This is a genomic window from Mucilaginibacter sp. OK283, from assembly GCF_900110415.1.
Classification (GTDB): domain Bacteria; phylum Bacteroidota; class Bacteroidia; order Sphingobacteriales; family Sphingobacteriaceae; genus Mucilaginibacter.
In genome coordinates, this window is the sequence record NZ_FODR01000005.1 from 128,471 (window position 1) to 145,873 (window position 17,403).

Consider the following 17,403-nt stretch of genomic DNA (forward strand, 5'->3'; position numbering starts at 1 on the left):
ACGTCAAAAAAATCAAAACGCTATGAAAAAATTTAACCTGAATATCGCAGCTTTAGTTGCCATTGTTGTATCTGTAAGTATATTTTCATCATGCCGCTTTCATTGCGTGCGTGGTTCTGGTAACATGACCACCGAAAACCGCCAGGCCGAAGAGTTTACCAAGGTAGATATTGCAGGCGCTTTTAAAGTGATTTTAAAACAGGATAGTTCGCTAAAAATCAGCATCACGGGCGATGATAACCTACTTAAATACGTATCAACTTCTGTTGAAAACGGCGAGTTACGTATCAAATCAAAAAAATCTTTTTGCGACGATCATATTGAGATTACCGTTGGTGTGCATAACCTGAAAGAAATAGGCGCATCCGGCGCGGTTGAAGTATCATCAGACGGAAAAATAAATGCCGGCGATTTTAAATTCGATTTATCCGGCGCTACGAAGGTAAACCTTGATCTGAATGCCGGCAACGTAAAAACCGAGGGCAGCGGTATGAGCGAATTAAACCTGAAAGGCCAGGCGGCATCGCATAACGTAGAATCAAGCGGCGCCACCAAGATTAACGGCTTTGAATTTGTGGTTGGCGATTATGAAATTAATACTTCGGGTGTAAGCAACTGCAAAATCAATGTATTAAAAACGTTGAAGGTGCACTCCAGCGGCGCTTCCGAAATTGAGTATAAAGGTTCGCCCGCAACCGTAAATAACGATAAATCGGGCGCATCAAGCATAAAAAAAGTTGATTGATGCCAAGTTCAAATTAAAACAACCACCGCCATCTTATCATGAAAAAGTTTTTAAAGTATACAGCTTACATTGTAATAGCTGTAGTTTTAATTGTTATTGCAGGCGTATCATACATTACGCTTGCGCTGCCCAATGTGGGCAAACCCGAAGACATTAAAGTAGAAGCCACGCCGCAACGCATTGAGCGTGGCAAATACCTGGCAAACCATGTAACCCTGTGTATGGATTGCCACTCTACCCGCGACTGGACAAAATTTGCCGGCCCCATGCTGGAGGGTACCGAAGGCAAGGGAGGCGAAAAGTTTACGGCGGCCGACGGTTTTCCCGGCAATGTAGAAGTGCCCAATATTACGCCATATAATTTGGGCGGATGGACAGATGGCGAACTGTTTCGGGCTATCACCACGGGTGTAAAAAAAGACGGTTCGGCTATATTCCCGCTGATGCCCTGGCCATATTATTCCAAAATGGATCGTGAGGATCTTTACAGTATCATAGCTTATATCCGCTCGCTTAAGCCCATAAAAGCAGATTATCCCAAAAGTACACTCGATTTCCCCTTGAATATTTTGGTACATACCATGCCACAAAAGGCAAGTTTAGGCACGCGCCCAAATGAAAGGGATACCCTTAAATATGGCGAATACCTGGTTACCTCGGCTGCCTGTATGGAATGCCACAGCCAGGTAGATAAAGGTAAAATAATACCGGGTTTGGAATATGCCGGCGGGCGCGAATTTGTAATACCGGGTTATGGCGCCGTAAAATCGTCAAATATTACAGCCGATAAGGAAACAGGCCTGGGCAGCTGGACAAAAGAGCAATTTGTAAACCGATTTAAGGCTTATGCCGATAGTGCCAAAGGCCCCATGGGTGTTAACCAACACGAATACCAATCTATTATGCCCTGGTACAAATACGCCGGCTTAAAAACAAGCGACCTGGAAGCTATTTACGCGTATGTTAAAACCATTAAACCGGTTAAAAACCAGTTTGTGAAGTTTGTAGCCAAGTAAGGGGGATTTAAGCGAAGCAAAGTTGCGCAACAGATTCAGGCCGAAACGACTCGCCACGTACGGGTTTTTGTGCGGTGGTATACTGATGTTGTAGTTTGGGTAAATAAAATAGCACAAATAAAGAATTGTTTTTGAGGATCAAAAGCTTTGCGGGCAGGAGTTTTAATTAAAAATAAATTCATACTTTTGCGCCTCGAAATTTGTATAGTCCGCAAGTTATTTTCGGTCTACATTTCAATGGATCAATTAAAATACCCGGTAAAAAGATGAATATTACACAGGAAAAAGTAGATGCCCTGAATGCAGTTGTTAAGATCAATATCGATCCTGCCGATTATCAGCCACGTGTTGATAAAGCGATAAAAGAAAATGCAAAAAAAGCAAAATTACCAGGTTTTCGCCCGGGTATGGTGCCAGCATCACATATAAAAAGAATGTACGGTAAAAGTATTTTGGTTGATGAGATCAATAACCTGTTACAAGATACCTTAACCAAATATATTGAAGAACAGGACCTGCGCGTATTAGGCCAGCCTTTGCCAAAAACTGATAACGAAAAAGAATACAACTGGGATTTTGCCGACAATTTTGAGTTCAATTATGAATTGGGTTTAGCGCCTGAATTTAATATTGATTTTTCATCAACAGATAAAGTTACCCAATACGTAATTAAAGTTGACGACGAAACATTGGCTTCACGTATCAAAAATATTCGCCGCAGCTATGGCAAAATGACAAATCCTGACGTATCGGCAGACGATGACGTTCTTTACAGCGAATTAGTCCAGCTTTCTCCGGATGGTAGTGTTTTTGAGGGTGGAATAAGCAATACAGCATCTGTGCGTTTAGACCAAATTAAAGACGAAGCCATTAAAGCTTCATTAATTGGTTTAAAAAAGGGCGATGTATTGACGTTTGATATTCAAAAAGCTTATGATAACGACGCAGCCAAGGTTGCCGGTTTATTAAAGATAGAAGAAGACGAAGCGGCCGATTTAAAATCGAACTTCCAGCTAACTGTTAAAAACGTTAACCGTTTGGAAGAAGGCGATTTAAATCAGGAGTTCTTTGACAAATTATTTGGTGAAGGTGTAGTAACAACCGAGGCAGAATTTACAGCTAAAATTACCGAAGAACTTGAAACAATGATGGTGCAGGATAGCGAACGCAAATTGCAGGACGATATCTACAAAGCCGCTATTGCTAAAGTTGACTTTAATTTACCTGACGATTTCCTGAAACGCTGGCTGAAAGCTACCAACGAAAAACTAACTACAGAAGAGTTGGAAGGCGGTTATAATGATTTTGCTCAAAACCTTAAATGGACTTTGATTGAAAACAAAATAATTACCGATAACAAAATCGAAATTAAATACGATGAAGTTTTCGCGCTTGCAAAAGTAAGGTTAGATCAGCAGTTCAGAATGTACAGCCCACAGGCTATCCCTGAAGATCAATTAGCCCAGTACACTGTACAATACCTGCAAAACAAAGAGAATGCTAACAAAATATTCGAAGAAGTAAAAGCATTAAAGGTGTTTGATTATATTAAAAGTGTGATCACTTTAGATAAACAAGACATCCTGTTTACTGATTTTAATAAATTGGTTTCTGAGAAATAAGCCCCCTCTAAATCTCCCCCCAAGGGGAGACTTTAAGAAGATATAATCACCAAAAGCAACTCAAAAGGTTGCTTTTGGTGTATAGATAGAGTTGGAAGCTAGAAAGTCCGGAAGTCAGTAAAGTCTGGAAGTTATTGACTTGTCGGCCTGCTACAAAACAGCATACTTTCTTAACTTTCGGACTTTGCTGACTTTCGGACTTCCCGACTCCATTCACCACACAAATAATTTTTACTTTATACAAACTATCTTCCTAAAATTGTATTCAACTAAAAACTATATTTATCCGCAGGTAAAATGCCTGTATCTAAAAATAAAACATACACAAACACCATGAGTAATAATATCGATAAAAACGAATTCAGAAAATACGCTGTTAAACACCACCGTATCAACAGCCTCTTTGTAGATAAATATCTTGGAAATTTTGATAGCCGCCGGATGCCGCAAGGCATTGCTACCACGGTACCAACCGGCATGACGCCTTATATCATCGAGGAACGCCAGCTTAACGTTGCGCAAATGGACGTGTTCTCGCGTTTGATGATGGACCGTATTATTTTCCTTGGCGACGCGATTTATGAAAATATTGCAAACATTATCCAGGCTCAATTGCTATTCCTGCAATCGGCTGATGCTAAACGCGATATCCAGATTTATATCAATTCACCTGGTGGCTCGGTATATGCCGGTTTAGGTATTTATGATACCATGCAGTTCATTTCAAATGATGTAGCAACTATTTGTACAGGTATGGCCGCTTCAATGGGCGCTGTATTATTAGTAGCTGGTACCGAAGGAAAAAGGGCTGCATTGCCACATGCAAGGGTAATGATTCACCAGCCATCGGGCGGCGCGCAGGGTCAGCAATCAGATATTGAGATCACTTACCATGAGATCACTAAACTGAAAAAAGAATTGTACCAGATAATTGCCGATCATAGCGGCGCCTCATTCGAGAAAGTTTGGGATGCATCAGACCGTGATTACTGGATGATTGCCGAAGAAGCCAAAGAATTTGGCATGGTAGATGAAATTTTAAGAGGAAATAAAGGGAAATAAGCCTGAAGACGGAAAGTCCGAAAGTCGGGAAAGTCCGGAAGTATTTAGTCGGGAAGTCCGAAAGTCTGAAAGTGAGTTTTTGCTTTCGGACTTCCCGACTTTTCCGACTTTCGGACTGCTCCTCTTTGTTTTCTCGCTCCAATTAACTAATTTTGATTAAGTAAACGAATCAGATGAATAAAAGCAGTAAGGAAATCAGGTGCTCATTTTGCGGCGCCGGTAAACAGGATTCCCTGATGTTGATTGCAGGGCTCGACGCTCATATCTGTGATAAGTGCGTTAACCAGGCTAATGAAATATTAGCTGAGGAGTTAAAGGTACGTAAAGTAAAGTCGTCGCCACTGGCGCCTGCCTTGCTTAAACCGTACGAAATCAAAACTCACCTGGATCAATATGTTATTGGCCAGGATGATGCCAAAAAGATACTATCAGTAGCCGTATATAACCATTACAAACGCCTTAACCAGCGTATTGATAAAGATGAGGTTGAGATTGAAAAATCAAACATTATTATGGTTGGCGAAACAGGTACAGGTAAAACATTGCTTGCCAAAACCATGGCGAAAATATTAAACGTTCCGTTTTGTATTTGCGATGCAACCGTGCTAACCGAAGCTGGTTACGTAGGCGAAGATGTGGAAAGCATCCTGACCCGTTTATTGCAGGCTGCCGATTATGATGTAACCCTTGCCGAAAAAGGCATTGTATACATTGATGAGGTAGATAAAATTGCCCGCAAGAGCGATAACGCTTCCATAACCCGCGATGTATCCGGCGAAGGTGTGCAACAGGCCCTGTTGAAGATACTGGAAGGTACAATGGTTAACGTACCGCCCCAGGGTGGCCGTAAGCACCCCGATCAAAAAATGATCACGGTGAATACCAGCAACATCCTGTTTATATGTGGTGGCGCATTTGACGGTATTGATCGGAAGATCGCCAACCGCCTGCGTACCCAAACAGTTGGTTATAAATTAAAGCGCGATGATGGCGAGATAGATATGAAAAATCTGTACAAGTACATCACCCCGCAGGATTTAAAATCATTTGGCTTGATACCCGAGCTAATTGGCCGTTTGCCTATATTAACCTACCTGAACCCGCTCGACAGAGCTGCTTTGCGCAATATTTTAACCGAACCTAAAAATTCGTTGTTAAAACAATATAAAAAGCTGTTTGAATACGAAGGGGTAAAACTGGACTTTGAAGACGAAGTGCTGGAATTTATTGTTGATAAGGCAATGGAATTTAAGTTGGGGGCAAGGGGACTGCGCTCAATTTGTGAAGCGATTATGATAGATGCGATGTTTGAGTTCCCATCAAAAAAAGATGTGAAACGCCTGCATATCACGCTGGATTACGCCCACGAGAAATTTGAAAAATCGGATCTGAAAAAATTAAAAGTAGCTTAACCTCCCGGTAAAATCTCGAAGCTATCTTTATTAAAATAATACAGACCCTGGTGAAACGCCGGGGTTTGTTGTATTTGGCAGTTTGCAGTGGGCAGTTCTCAGTGGGCAGTTCACGGTTGGCAGTTTGCAGTAGGCATAGTTTTATATGTAACCGCAAACTGATAACTGTAAACTGCGATCTGCAAACTGGCAACTGCCCACCGCCAACTGCAAACTGATAACCTACTAAGGCAGCCCCAACAGGCTGCCATTGCTGGTTAAAACAAAAAATTATTTAATATGAACGAAGAATTAAATGCAAAAAAGAACCCTACCTATGCACCGGTAGTGAAAGAAGTGCAATCGCCTGTAAAATCGGGACTGAAGACGAAAGAGGCCATTGTGGCCAACTGGCTGCCACGCTATACCGGCCGCCCGCTGGAGGCTTTTGGTGATTATATTATCCTAACCAATTTCTCAAAATACATTCAACTATTTAGCCAGTGGAATGATGACGCACCGATAATGGGCCTCGAGAAACCCATGCAAAGCGTTACTGCCAATGGCATTACCATTATTAACTTTGGTATGGGCAGCTCTGTTGCGGCAACTGTAATGGATTTGCTTACCGCCATACACCCTAAAGCCGTTATACTTTTGGGCAAATGCGGCGGCTTAAAAAAGAAGAATGCCGTAGGCGACCTAATATTACCGATAGCAGCCATCAGGGGCGAAGGTACATCAAACGATTATTTGCCGCCCGAAGTGCCTGCATTGCCATCATTTGCCTTGCAGAAAGCCATATCAACTACCATTCGTGATTTTAGCCGCGATTATTGGACAGGTACCTGCTACACTACAAACCGCCGCGTTTGGGAGCACGATAAAGTATTTAAAAAATACCTGAAAGATTTACGCGCTATGGCTGTAGATATGGAAACCGCTACCATTTTTACCACCGGCTTTGCCAACAAGATACCTACTGGAGCACTGCTGCTGGTATCAGACCAACCAATGATCCCCGAAGGTGTAAAAACAGCCGAAAGTGATTCTGTTGTAAGTGAGCAGTATGTTGAAACCCATTTGAAAATTGGTATTGAATCGTTAAAGCAGTTGATCAATAATGGGTTAACAGTTAAGCATTTGAAGTTTTAGTTGGTTCATTAGTTCACTTGTTCATTAGTTCATTGGTCTTGTCCTGCGGTTGGTGCGTTACAATTGTTTAGGTGTCGAAAGACTTACGAAGTTTTTAAAACTTCGTAAGTCTGGTGCTCACCTATTTCCCTGTTCAACAATGACCTAATGATTCAATGACCCAATGACTACCTGTTTCATCCCTTCCCTGCCATAAAACACCGGGAAATACATCATCTCGGCTTTAGCCGGGTTTAACGTGTATTTTCCATCATAACGAGGGATCAGGTTTACGGTGAAAGTATATTTGCCCTGCTTAAGCTTGCGGCAAAATATGCTCACCTTTTCTTTAAAGTATTCCCTGTGAACTTCATTGTTACCCCATGGCTGGTCCTTACTTTCATAGGAGCATCCTGCCGGAATAGGAATCTCGATCATTACAAAATCGGCATCGCCTTTGGCGGTTACTTCGGCTTTTAGTTGTACAACTTCGCCGCCTTTCAGGCTGGTCAATTTCTTTTCCTGGCGCTCAAACCAAGTATCTACAGTAAACTCTTTATTTACCTTTTGGGGACTGCTGTTCCAGAATTTTTGCGAGCCGGTGATATAAACCGGTAAGCTGCCGGTTTTGCTAACGCTCATATCCTGCGGATTGAACGTGGCCGAGTAGGGGAATGCCGTAATTGTTTGCGTGCTTGCTCCTTTTATAGTGATGGCCGAAGGTTTTACCTGCTTATCAGTAACTAAAAGATCGGAAAGGATGGTTTCCAGTATCAATGCCGATTCGTAGGTATTGCGCCATTCGCCGTGGCTGCGCTGCTCTAAAAAATACCCTTGTATCCTGCGTAACAATTCGGGGTGTTTACCTTCGGTTTTAATGATATGATAAGCTAATACACTTAGCTGGATGGAATTATCGAAGAAACGGTAGCTGTCATCGCCCCAGTAAATATTGCCAAATAAAGTGCGGTGCTCATGGGCATACAAACTATCCAGCTTAACAGCTAAGCCCGATTCCTGCTTCACCAGCATCAGCCTGAATTTATCATAACCAGATAAAGAGTAGCCGGTTTTTTGTTTCAAAGCTTTGTTTTCTTTTTCAACTAAATCAATGTATTTAGCATAATCAACCTTGGCTTCAAGCTTGCGTAAAAGCTCCAGGCAGGTGAGTTTATCGGCGCCACGGTAGCTTTCCAGTTGATAAACCAGGTAGTCTGTCAGTTTTTGTTTATCCAGCTGGATGGTGTAACCCTCTTTCTGCGCATCCAGCAGTGCCTCTACAGCATGCAGGCTAATCCAAAGCTCCTCGTCGGTATCTTTCCACCAGCCCCAGGTGCCGTTGGTTTTACGGTTTTCCTGTAGCTTTTTAATGGCCTCCTGTATGTTTTTACCATATTTAAATTCTTCGCCCAGGAATTTTTTGATCCGGCGTTCGGCCAGCAGGCCTTTTAATTTTGAGGCCAGTTGTTCGTTACATAAATATTTGTATTCCCTTAATTTACGCGATTCCTCTGCCAGTGTTGGTAGCACGGAAGCCTCGGCCCGGAAAGTAACGGGCCCCATTGCCGGGTTGAATTTCAGGTTTACGGTAGTATCGCTGTTCAGTGCTTCAAATATGCCTTTGGTTTCTTCAACGCCTTGTTTTATAACAGGCACTTTGCGGCGTTCCCCGTCAAAATAACCGTTATCGCGTTTTATGGTGTATTCAAAACTGAGGCTGTCGGTAGGCGAAGCAATAATACCAAGGGTGTCTATTTTTGAGTTTTTAACTTCAAGCTCATCCTGTTTAAGCTGTTTGCCATTGTATGTGAATGTACGGGTAAGCTTAACATTGGTAGAATTATAGTTCATTACTTTGCCAATCAGGCTCATCTCATCACCTGCAACCGCAAACTGCGGGGCAATGAAATTGGCGCTTAGCGGCTTGAATGCCTTGATGCTGTTTTCGGCAAAACCGGTTTGCTGCTTATCAGAAATACCAATAATAAATGTACGCCAGTTGGTAATATCATCCGGGAATGTTGCTGTAAAACTGGCTTTGCCCAATTCATTGGTGGTAAGTTTTGGTTGCCAGTACGCATAATCAGAAAAGTTATTGCGCAGCGAAAGTTCGCTGCCGGGCTGGCTGGCGTCATTTGCTTTATTTACAGGCGCACCTGGCTTTGGTTTAGTCCTGATTACAATTACACCGTTGGCGGCTCGGGCGCCGTAAATGCCGGTAGCTGCAGCATCTTTCAATATGCTTATTTCACCAATACTTTCTTTGTCCATACCATCCATACTCTCTACAATTTCACCATCAAGTACAATTAATGGTTTGGCCGATGGCAGGGTTGACATTCCCCGTATCATGATATTAACGCCGCCACCGGGTGCGCCATCAGTTACCATCAGGCCAGCGGCCTGGCCTTGCTGGGCAGAAAAGGTAGTTACTGATGTGGTCATGTTTTTTTTTAACACCGTGCCATAACCAACCACCACCACTTCGTTAAGCGCATTGCTTGATGCTTTCAGGCTTATTTTTACGGTAGTTCCCGGTTGAATGCCGATCTCTTTTTGTTCGTAACCAATAAAGCTAACCACTAATTTACCATTCGCTGGTACCCTAAGCCTAAAGTGGCCGCTAATATCAGTTACGGCACCTGTTGCAGTTCCTTTTACCCTTACACTAACGCCTGGTATGGGCAATTTATCTTCAAGGCTGGTAACTATGCCCATCATTACGTTACTAAAATTATCGGTGTTTAAATATTTTTCATTAAAGGCTTCTTTTATTTTTAAAGCATCATTTTCAATAGCATGATCCTTATAATCGTTTCTGGCGGTCCTGTTGTTAATGATATTACTGATTTTGATGCTTACCGAATCTTTAGGGTGAATTGGCAAAATGTCAAATTTGTAATAGTTGGTGCCATAGGCTTTTATGTTTATATTTTCTTTTATATCATAAACATCGCCTTTTAGCAAAAACATAATGCGGTAGTTTCCAGCCGCTAAATTGTATATATTGGTGGTAATACCAGGGTAAATCTGTATATAATCCGGGTCGTCATATTTGTATACGATCACATTTTTTATCAGTAACCCGTGGTGTTTAGGCTGGTTAACCTCAAAAATAAGTTTACCACCAATACCATTTGGCAAGTCGTTATTAAACAGCAGTTGTGTATTGCTGCGCAGGTCGAGGTATTGCTGCCAGATGTCTGTCGCTTCGTTTTTACTTAACACGAACTGGCTGTAATCCGGCTCGCCTAAATAAGACGATAAGACAGGGTTGAACGGATAAGCCGTGGGGATGCTTTTTTGTTTAAGCAAGCCCGGCTCGAACAAGTAGCTATAGTTTGGTTCGGTTTCAAACAGGCGGTCTTTTTCTCCGGTTACGGCAAGCGTCGCAAAGTTATTGGCTAATGGCCCGGCAATAATGCTGTTGCTGTAACCGCTTTGTGGGTTTAGCATAAACAGCCTGTCGTTTTGTTGTAAAAGGGCCATTTTAACGCCAAAATTGTTGATCACCGTAACCAGGTATTTATTGATCAGGTCCGATTCATAACTGCTCAGCGTATCAGATACCGGGGTCGAATTTGCCTTGGCTGCATTTACGCTGATAATGAGTTTTTTTGATCGTTCCACCATTATACTATCAACCCAAATGTTTTGATGGCTGGTCCTGAAACGCAGCATGTGCCTGCCCGGCGTTACTGCAAAGCTATAACGTTTCAGTTGCTGGGTTTGATCAAAGTAAACCGGCCTGCCATCGATATAAAGGATATGTACCGGCAAAATATCGCCATCTTTAACCACAAAGGGGGCCACCTGTGTAACTGTATCTGCAATGTTTTCTTCTACCCGGTAAATTTTACCCGGGTGAGTAAACTGGAAGTAGGTAATGCTGTCCAACCCAATTTCACGGCCCCAGCGGTTCCAGTTTAGTTTTAATGCGCCTTCGCCATCTGTTTTCAGAATATTAAAAGGCTTTTTAGGCTTACGGTAGGGATACATTTTACCCATGTATGGTACAAAGGGTACTTTATAATCGGTGAATTTACTGGTCATGGCCCATGCCGTTAAATCGGCATTGGCAACGGGTTTTCCTGCATTATCGGTAACCACAATATCCGTTTTAACCCGCTGGCCCGGATATACCGATACCGGCTGTTTCACGTTAATAGTAAGTAGTTTATCGCGGTAAACGATATCGGCAGCCTGGGTTTTACTTTCGCCGGCCCAAACATAATGAAACAGGAAATTTACATTGTTTTTGCCGCTGTAAGCCTTTGCATAGGTAAGATTATCGGCCTGTCCGCCATCTATCAGTTTTTGCCCCGCGAAAACGGAATACCAGAAATGCAGATGGCGCTCATTTTCAACTTTAACAAACAGCGAATCGGCGGTGCGGTAACTCGATGTGGAAAATCCGCTTTCGCTATCCTTCAAATCAAAATCGCTGTATGCGCTATCGGCCTCAATATTATAACTGTAGGCATTGGGGTTGACGATGGTTTTAGATGGCAGCATTACCTTTACTTTAGATATAGTATCGTTTTGGGCATCCAGGGCGCTGATGATGGCGGTAGCTTGCGTTTCTTTACCGTTATCAAGATACGTAGCTATTAAAGTATCCCCGTTTAATTTCGATTCTATGTGATATCTGTTAAATGTATAGCTCATCTCATTTGCATCAGATTGGCTTTCATTGCTGCTGTTTAAAAAATCGGAATTGATCTCGTAGCTGATATCAGCTTTTGGGAAAATAGAATCGGGGATCATCAATTTGGTTTCTCCAACCGGGTCGAGGGGCATTTTGTGCGTCCATAAAGTATCGGGTACAAAAAGTTGCTCCGGTTGAAACCGGTTGGTGCCCCGCGAAAGCAATGTTATGGTAACCCGCCCATCGGCAACAGGTAAATTATTTTCGTCAACGGCCTTTAGGTAAAGTGCCGGCGGGTTGCCTGGCGAATGCGCTGTTTTATCAACCCTGGTACTGAATTTAATTGATTTTAATTCGTATTCCTCGTATTTAAAATCGCCCGTTAAATAAACTTTTCTTTTCGCCAAAAAGGCCCTTTCGTCATCGCCGTCGTATTTGTCCAGATCATATTTAAGGCTCGATGGATCTTCCAGCGAAATGGTATAATCCTCATCAAGTGAAAGTTTCAGGCTATCATTTAAAACAAAGCTGTATTCATAGGCTCCATTACGGTAGCCGTTAACCTTGCCAATAACTTTACCGTCGTTGTCATTTCGTTCCTTTAACCGCACCAGTAATTGGGGGACATTTATCGCTTGTTTTGATTTTCGCCCTAATATATAGGCCTTGAATTTTACGGTATCGTTTGGCTTATATATGGCTTTGTTGAATACTATGAAGCCCATGTGGCTATAGGCCGACGATTGCGGATAATTGTAATGCTTTTTGAATAACCTTTTCACTGCGTACCAGTTTCGCTTAAGCCAGTTGTTTTGCCTGCCGTAGCGACGATATTGGTAAGGTTTCTCCTGCTTAACAGAAAAATAGTTGCTAACCCCGGCGTAATCAACCTTTAATACGGTGTCTTTTTTTGATTGATTGGCTACATATAAGCCGTTTTGGGCATCATAGGCTACCATTTTATTATTAAACGTTACAACGGCGTTATTAATAGGGCTGCCTTGTTTATCGGTTAAAATAAAACGCAGGTCATAATTATTACGCATCACCTTTAAATAAGCCGAGCGGTTTTCAATCAGTTTATACCACAATTTGTTTTTTTGTACATACACCTTTAAATAATTACCTGCCGGGAGATTGTTTTTCCAGCTATCGTCGGTTTTAAAGGAGTCAACCGGATTATGCAGTATGTTTTCGTCGGGCTGCCGGCTGGGGTACTTGTAAAACCGGAGTACATCGTCAGGCCCAATTTTATAGATATAGGTGTAAAAACTGCTTTGCCTGCTTGGGGTAAGCAGTTTTTGCCCTAATACATGTCCCACAATAAAGCACGGAACAATGGTTAGCAATAAAATCTTTTTATAAAGTGATAACATAATGGGTTAAGTTAATTGTTTAATGACGGTCTTAAGCTCAAAGTTGGATGTGTCGGGTCATGAATTTTAGGTATGAAGCGCGTAACGGACTTTTTAAAACTCAAAACTCAGAACTCACCACTCATTACTCCCACATGATGCACATCTATTTACTTTTCCATAAAGAAAGTTCAGTTTATAAAAACTATTTTTGAGCCGTAATCCCGCTTAGTACACCGGATTAGTAGATTTTTAATTTTATGTGGTATAACAATATATTAGAAACCATTGGCCACACGCCGCTGGTTAAGTTAAATAAGGTAACCAAAGACATCCCGGCAACGGTTTTGGCCAAAATAGAAACAACCAACCCCGGCAACTCCATTAAGGACCGTATGGCCCTTAAAATGATTGAGGATGCCGAAAAAAGCGGTAAACTAAAGCCCGGCGGTACCATTATTGAAGGTACATCGGGCAATACCGGCATGGGCCTGGCTATTGCGGCGGTGATAAAAGGCTACAAGTGCATTTTTACCAGTACCGATAAACAATCAAAAGAAAAATTTGATGCCCTGCGCGCCTTTGGTGCTGAGGTAATTGTTTGCCCAACCAATGTTGAGCCGGAAGATCCGCGGTCGTATTACTCGGTATCATCGCGTTTGGAGCGCGAGGTGCCTAATTCCTGGAAGCCCAACCAGTACGATAACCTGAGCAACTCGCAGGCGCACTATGAGCAAACCGGCCCCGAAATTTGGGAGCAAACCGAAGGTAAAATTACACACCTTGTAGTAGGGGTGGGCACCGGCGGCACCATTTCGGGTACAGCCCGCTATTTGAAAGAGAAGAACCCAAACATCCAGGTTTTAGGCATTGATACCTACGGCTCGGTATTTAAAAAATACAAGGAAACCGGTATTATGGATAAAAACGAGATTTACCCGTACATCACCGAAGGCATTGGTGAAGACTTTTTACCGCAAAACGTTGATTTTAGCCTGATAGACCACTTTGAAAAAGTAACCGATAAAGACGCAGCCCTCATGACCCGCGAAATTGCCCGTAAAGAAGGCATCTTCGCCGGTAACTCTACAGGATCGGCAGTGGCTGGTACACTGCAAATGAAAGACAGGTTTAAAGAGGGCGATGTGGTAGTGATCATCTTCCCCGATCATGGTACCCGCTACCTGGGCAAAATGTACAACGACGACTGGCTGCGCGATCGCGGTTTCCTGAAAGACGGCAAACTTACCGCCCGCGACATCATCGGCAAAAAAGATGTACAGGAAATTATCACCATCGACTGTGAAAAATCGGTGCTGGAAGCTATCAACACCATTAAATCGCTCAATATCTCGCAAATCCCGGTTACGCAAAAAGGCATGGTAATAGGTAAGATAACCGAAAGCGATATCCTGAATTCGCTGTTAGAGAACCCATCCATCAAATCGCAGCCGGTTAAAAATATTACCACCGCGCCGTTCCCGTTTGTTGATCTGAATACCTCTATCGACCGCATCTCGGGCATGATCAATAAGGAAAACATTGCCGTACTGGTTGAAAGCGAAGACGGTAAGATTGAGATTATTACGCAGTATGATATTATAAATGCAATATCAGCTTAGATAGCATAGTATCAAGTAGTAATATTTTTAGAAGGTGTTATGCTTGGGCATGGCACCTTTTTTAGTTTATATTTTCTCGGGACCTCCGCTAACATTTCGTTATTTCGGTTCGATACCCCTATTTTAAAGCCTTTGCAACCTCCTGTGTGGTAAGCACAGTCAGTTTCATCCAAACGGGTATGGCAGGGTTGCCGTTCTTGTCAACAGTTACGGCGGTTAGCTGGTTTATCAATTCAATGCCTTTTACTATTTCGCCAAAAACGGTATAGTGTCCATCAAGAAAAGGCGTTCCGCCAATGGTGCGGTAAGTGTTGCGCCGGGCTTCGGTAAAGTGGGTGTTGTACTTTTTTTCGATGGCATCCAGCTCGTCGTTGGTCCAGGTGCGGCCATCTACCATGTAAAATTGGGTGGTGTAGGATGATTCGGTTTTGTTGGCATCCCGGCCCATGGCCACCACTCCCCGGCGATGGTACAGGTCGGCCGCAAATTCCGGTGCTATCCATTTCATTTCGGGTTTTAAGGTGCGCCCTTTATCATATAACGAATCCGGGTCGCCGCCCTGTATCACAAAACCTTTCAGTATCCGGTTAAAGGTGGTGGCATCAAAATAATGGCTTTTAACCAGTTTAATAAAATTATCGCGGTGCATCGGTGTTTGGTTGTACAGTTTTACAATACACCATCCCTGTGGCGTTTCTATTTTTACATACGTGTTTTTTGGCTGGGCAAATGCACTCAGGCAGAAGCATAACAAAGCGGCAAACAGGATTAGCGATTTTTTCAAGTTGGTAAAGTTTACAGAAACCAATAAGTACGGTTTCCTGCTTACTAATTTAACTAAAAAACTGCGCTTCGTTGGCAATTTATTTTGATGCCTTATACTATAAAATGATCCAGTCTTTCAATAGCGCCTGAGCGGCGGTATGGTGTTAAATGTAAATGGTATTTGGTTATATTTACGCATCGGGCAAAGGGGCCGTTAAGCCCATATAACCGGGAACAGGTGGGAGAGGGCTTGTTTCAAATTATCAAAAAATCAGCCTTTAACTGGTTCAGCTATGAAAAAATATGTGTTGTTTTCTATTGTGATTGTCTGCGTAATGTTTGGCTGTTTTAACAGTTTTGCTGCCGGCGTAGATACGCTGGATATACAAAGCCAGGTTATGCAAAAAAACATTAAAGCTGCTGTGGTGCTGCCCCAGTCATACAAAACCACGCAACAAAACTACCCGGTGATTTACCTGCTGCATGGCGGCCAGGGCAATTACCGCGACTGGCTGTCAAAAACCGACGATAAGCTGCTGCTGCACAAACTTGCCGACCAGTATAATTTTATCATAGTTACTCCCGATGCCGGGCTGATGAGCTATTATTTTGATAGTCCCCTGGATAAAAGCAGCCAGTACGAAACCTTTATAACCAAAGAACTGGTAGAAAAAATAGACGGCACCTACCGCACTATAAAAGACAGGAAGGGGAGGGGCATCGCCGGCCTGTCTATGGGGGGCCACGGCGCCATGTACCTATCGGCACGCCACCCCGAATTATACTGCGCCGCCGGCAGCATGAGCGGCGTAATGAACATTAATACTGCCACCTGGAACGTTCCGGCAGAATTTGCCCAATTGCGCAATAAAAATTTCGAACATTTGCTTGGCCCGCCAAAAGATGCCGCCAACCCATACCGCGAATACTCTGCCGTGGGCCTGGCCGATAAAATGAAAACCAACGATGTAAAGCTGATTTTTGATTGCGGGTTTGACGACATCATGATTAAACCCAACCGCGAACTACACCAACTGCTATTAGCCAACGGAACACCCCACGAATATACCGAACGCCCCGGCAAACACGAATGGCCCTACTGGAGCAACGCCGTATCCTATCAGTTCCTTTTCTTTCAAAAAGTAATGAGTAGTATCAGGTAGTTGGTATCAAGTAATAAGATTTTTTGAGCGGGGAGTACCGGTTGGTAGTGTTCTTCGGGGTAAGGGGCATTACTATATGATTTTGTGACCTGATGACTGGCTTGCACAGTCGCGATTGCCGTGCTGCGCTCGCAATAACATAGGTTTATGACTGAATATGTTACCGCAGCTGTCTTGATACTTGATACTTGCGACTTGATACTTTTTCATGCAGCTATTTTGATACCTGATACTAAAAGAGATGACGTCCATCAGCTATTCCGGTGACACTGGTCATTTTCTGCAAAGATAGGCTTACCTAAATTGCCGAAATAAAAACCAGGGGAAGCCATGAATGGAATTATTATATATCAGGGTAAATACGGGGCAACAGCGCAGTATGCGCAATGGCTGGCCGGTGCGCTGCACATGCCATTTTTGAAAGCAGTCGAGGTTACGCCCACTATACTTGCCTGTTATGACCTGGTGATTTTGGGCAGCTCGGTTTACGTTGGTAAATTAACCATTGGTAAATGGCTGAAACGGAACCCTGACTTACTGGCAGGGAAGAAGCTGTTTTTATTTATTGTGTGCGGTACATCGGCCGAAGATAAGGAAGAGCAGCAAAAGTTGCTGGACAACAACCTGGACCCTGGGTTCAGGAAAACAACAGGAGTATTCTTTTTGCCGGGGCGGTGCATTGTTTCCAAGCTATCGTGGATAGACCGCCTTGTTTTAAAAATGGGCGCCATGCTGCAAAAAGATCCCCGAAAGAAAGCTGTTATGAGCCATGGGTTTGACCATATGGATCAAAAGAGTTTGCAAGGCCTGATTGCAGCAGTAGGTAAAGAATGTAATGCAGAAATGGTAATGGGCGCCGGCTTAACAGATAAATACTGAA

The 17,403-nt window shown here is 43.0% G+C and carries 11 protein-coding genes and 1 pseudogene; 9 read left to right on the forward strand and 3 right to left on the reverse strand.

Translation table 11 applies throughout. The features are described 5' to 3' along the window. Positions 1 to 22 precede the first annotated feature (22 nt). The 6 genes from BMX56_RS13550 (at position 23) to BMX56_RS13575 (ending at position 6,991) form a co-directional block, all read left to right on the forward strand. On the forward strand, positions 23 to 745 hold the full coding sequence (locus BMX56_RS13550; RefSeq protein WP_090648463.1) for a head GIN domain-containing protein: 723 nt from the start codon (positions 23 to 25) through the stop codon (positions 743 to 745). A 38-nt stretch (positions 746 to 783) separates the two neighbouring features. Then, positions 784 to 1,761 (forward strand): c-type cytochrome, encoded by a 978-nt coding sequence (locus BMX56_RS13555; protein WP_090648468.1) that lies wholly within the window; start codon positions 784 to 786, stop codon positions 1,759 to 1,761. Positions 1,762 to 2,027: 266 nt separating this feature from the next. Further along, positions 2,028 to 3,383, forward strand: coding sequence for a trigger factor (gene tig, locus BMX56_RS13560; protein ID WP_090648472.1), 1,356 nt, complete (start codon positions 2,028 to 2,030; stop codon positions 3,381 to 3,383). Between the two features lie 333 nt (positions 3,384 to 3,716). After that, a complete protein-coding gene (locus BMX56_RS13565; protein WP_090649479.1) occupies positions 3,717 to 4,445 on the forward strand; it encodes an ATP-dependent Clp protease proteolytic subunit in 729 nt (242 codons plus the stop codon). Between the two features lie 173 nt (positions 4,446 to 4,618). Then, complete coding sequence (gene clpX / locus BMX56_RS13570) at positions 4,619 to 5,857, forward strand: ATP-dependent Clp protease ATP-binding subunit ClpX (RefSeq protein WP_090648477.1); 1,239 nt, start codon at positions 4,619 to 4,621, stop codon at positions 5,855 to 5,857. Positions 5,858 to 6,136: 279 nt separating this feature from the next. Continuing rightward, positions 6,137 to 6,991: an AMP nucleosidase gene (locus BMX56_RS13575; protein ID WP_090648484.1), complete on the forward strand. Its 855-nt coding sequence runs from the start codon at positions 6,137 to 6,139 to the stop codon at positions 6,989 to 6,991. Between the two features lie 144 nt (positions 6,992 to 7,135). Here BMX56_RS13575 and BMX56_RS30680 read toward each other — a convergent pair whose 3' ends face one another. Both BMX56_RS30680 and BMX56_RS13580 read right to left on the reverse strand, forming a co-directional pair. Next, positions 7,136 to 9,016 (reverse strand): alpha-2-macroglobulin family protein, encoded by a 1,881-nt coding sequence (locus BMX56_RS30680; RefSeq protein ID WP_369829641.1) that lies wholly within the window; start codon positions 9,014 to 9,016, stop codon positions 7,136 to 7,138. Between the two features lie 132 nt (positions 9,017 to 9,148). Beyond that, positions 9,149 to 12,994, reverse strand: a pseudogene (locus BMX56_RS13580) (carboxypeptidase-like regulatory domain-containing protein); the annotation flags it as partial. 239 nt (positions 12,995 to 13,233) lie between these two features. On the opposite strand from BMX56_RS13580, the gene BMX56_RS13585 reads away from it, so the two are divergent. Further along, positions 13,234 to 14,595, forward strand: a complete 1,362-nt coding sequence (locus BMX56_RS13585) for a pyridoxal-phosphate dependent enzyme (RefSeq protein WP_090648493.1) — start codon at positions 13,234 to 13,236, stop codon at positions 14,593 to 14,595. Positions 14,596 to 14,713: 118 nt separating this feature from the next. Here the strand turns inward: BMX56_RS13585 and BMX56_RS13590 are convergent, their stop codons facing one another. Further along, positions 14,714 to 15,379: a peptidylprolyl isomerase gene (locus BMX56_RS13590; protein ID WP_090649482.1), complete on the reverse strand. Its 666-nt coding sequence runs from the start codon at positions 15,377 to 15,379 to the stop codon at positions 14,714 to 14,716. 274 nt (positions 15,380 to 15,653) lie between these two features. On the opposite strand from BMX56_RS13590, the gene BMX56_RS13595 reads away from it, so the two are divergent. Continuing rightward, entirely contained in the window at positions 15,654 to 16,523 is an 870-nt protein-coding gene (locus BMX56_RS13595; protein ID WP_090648497.1) for an alpha/beta hydrolase, read from the forward strand. A gap of 330 nt (positions 16,524 to 16,853) precedes the next feature. Continuing rightward, entirely contained in the window at positions 16,854 to 17,402 is a 549-nt protein-coding gene (locus tag BMX56_RS13600) for a flavodoxin domain-containing protein (RefSeq protein ID WP_090648501.1), read from the forward strand. The last annotated feature ends 1 nt before the right edge of the window (position 17,403 follow it).

Excerpts from the sequence above, each read along its gene's own strand:
- BMX56_RS13555 (WP_090648468.1), top strand. The coding sequence starts at position 784 with ATGAAAAAGTTTTTAAAGTATACAGCTTACATTGTAATAGCTGTAGTT.
- clpX (WP_090648477.1), top strand. The coding sequence starts at position 4,619 with ATGAATAAAAGCAGTAAGGAAATCAGGTGCTCATTTTGCGGCGCCGGT.
- BMX56_RS13595 (WP_090648497.1), top strand. The coding sequence starts at position 15,654 with ATGAAAAAATATGTGTTGTTTTCTATTGTGATTGTCTGCGTAATGTTT.
- BMX56_RS13550 (WP_090648463.1), top strand. The coding sequence starts at position 23 with ATGAAAAAATTTAACCTGAATATCGCAGCTTTAGTTGCCATTGTTGTA.
- tig (WP_090648472.1), top strand. The coding sequence starts at position 2,028 with ATGAATATTACACAGGAAAAAGTAGATGCCCTGAATGCAGTTGTTAAG.
- BMX56_RS13585 (WP_090648493.1), top strand. The coding sequence starts at position 13,234 with ATGTGGTATAACAATATATTAGAAACCATTGGCCACACGCCGCTGGTT.
- BMX56_RS13600 (WP_090648501.1), top strand. The coding sequence starts at position 16,854 with ATGAATGGAATTATTATATATCAGGGTAAATACGGGGCAACAGCGCAG.
- BMX56_RS13575 (WP_090648484.1), top strand. The coding sequence starts at position 6,137 with ATGAACGAAGAATTAAATGCAAAAAAGAACCCTACCTATGCACCGGTA.
- BMX56_RS13565 (WP_090649479.1), top strand. The coding sequence starts at position 3,717 with ATGAGTAATAATATCGATAAAAACGAATTCAGAAAATACGCTGTTAAA.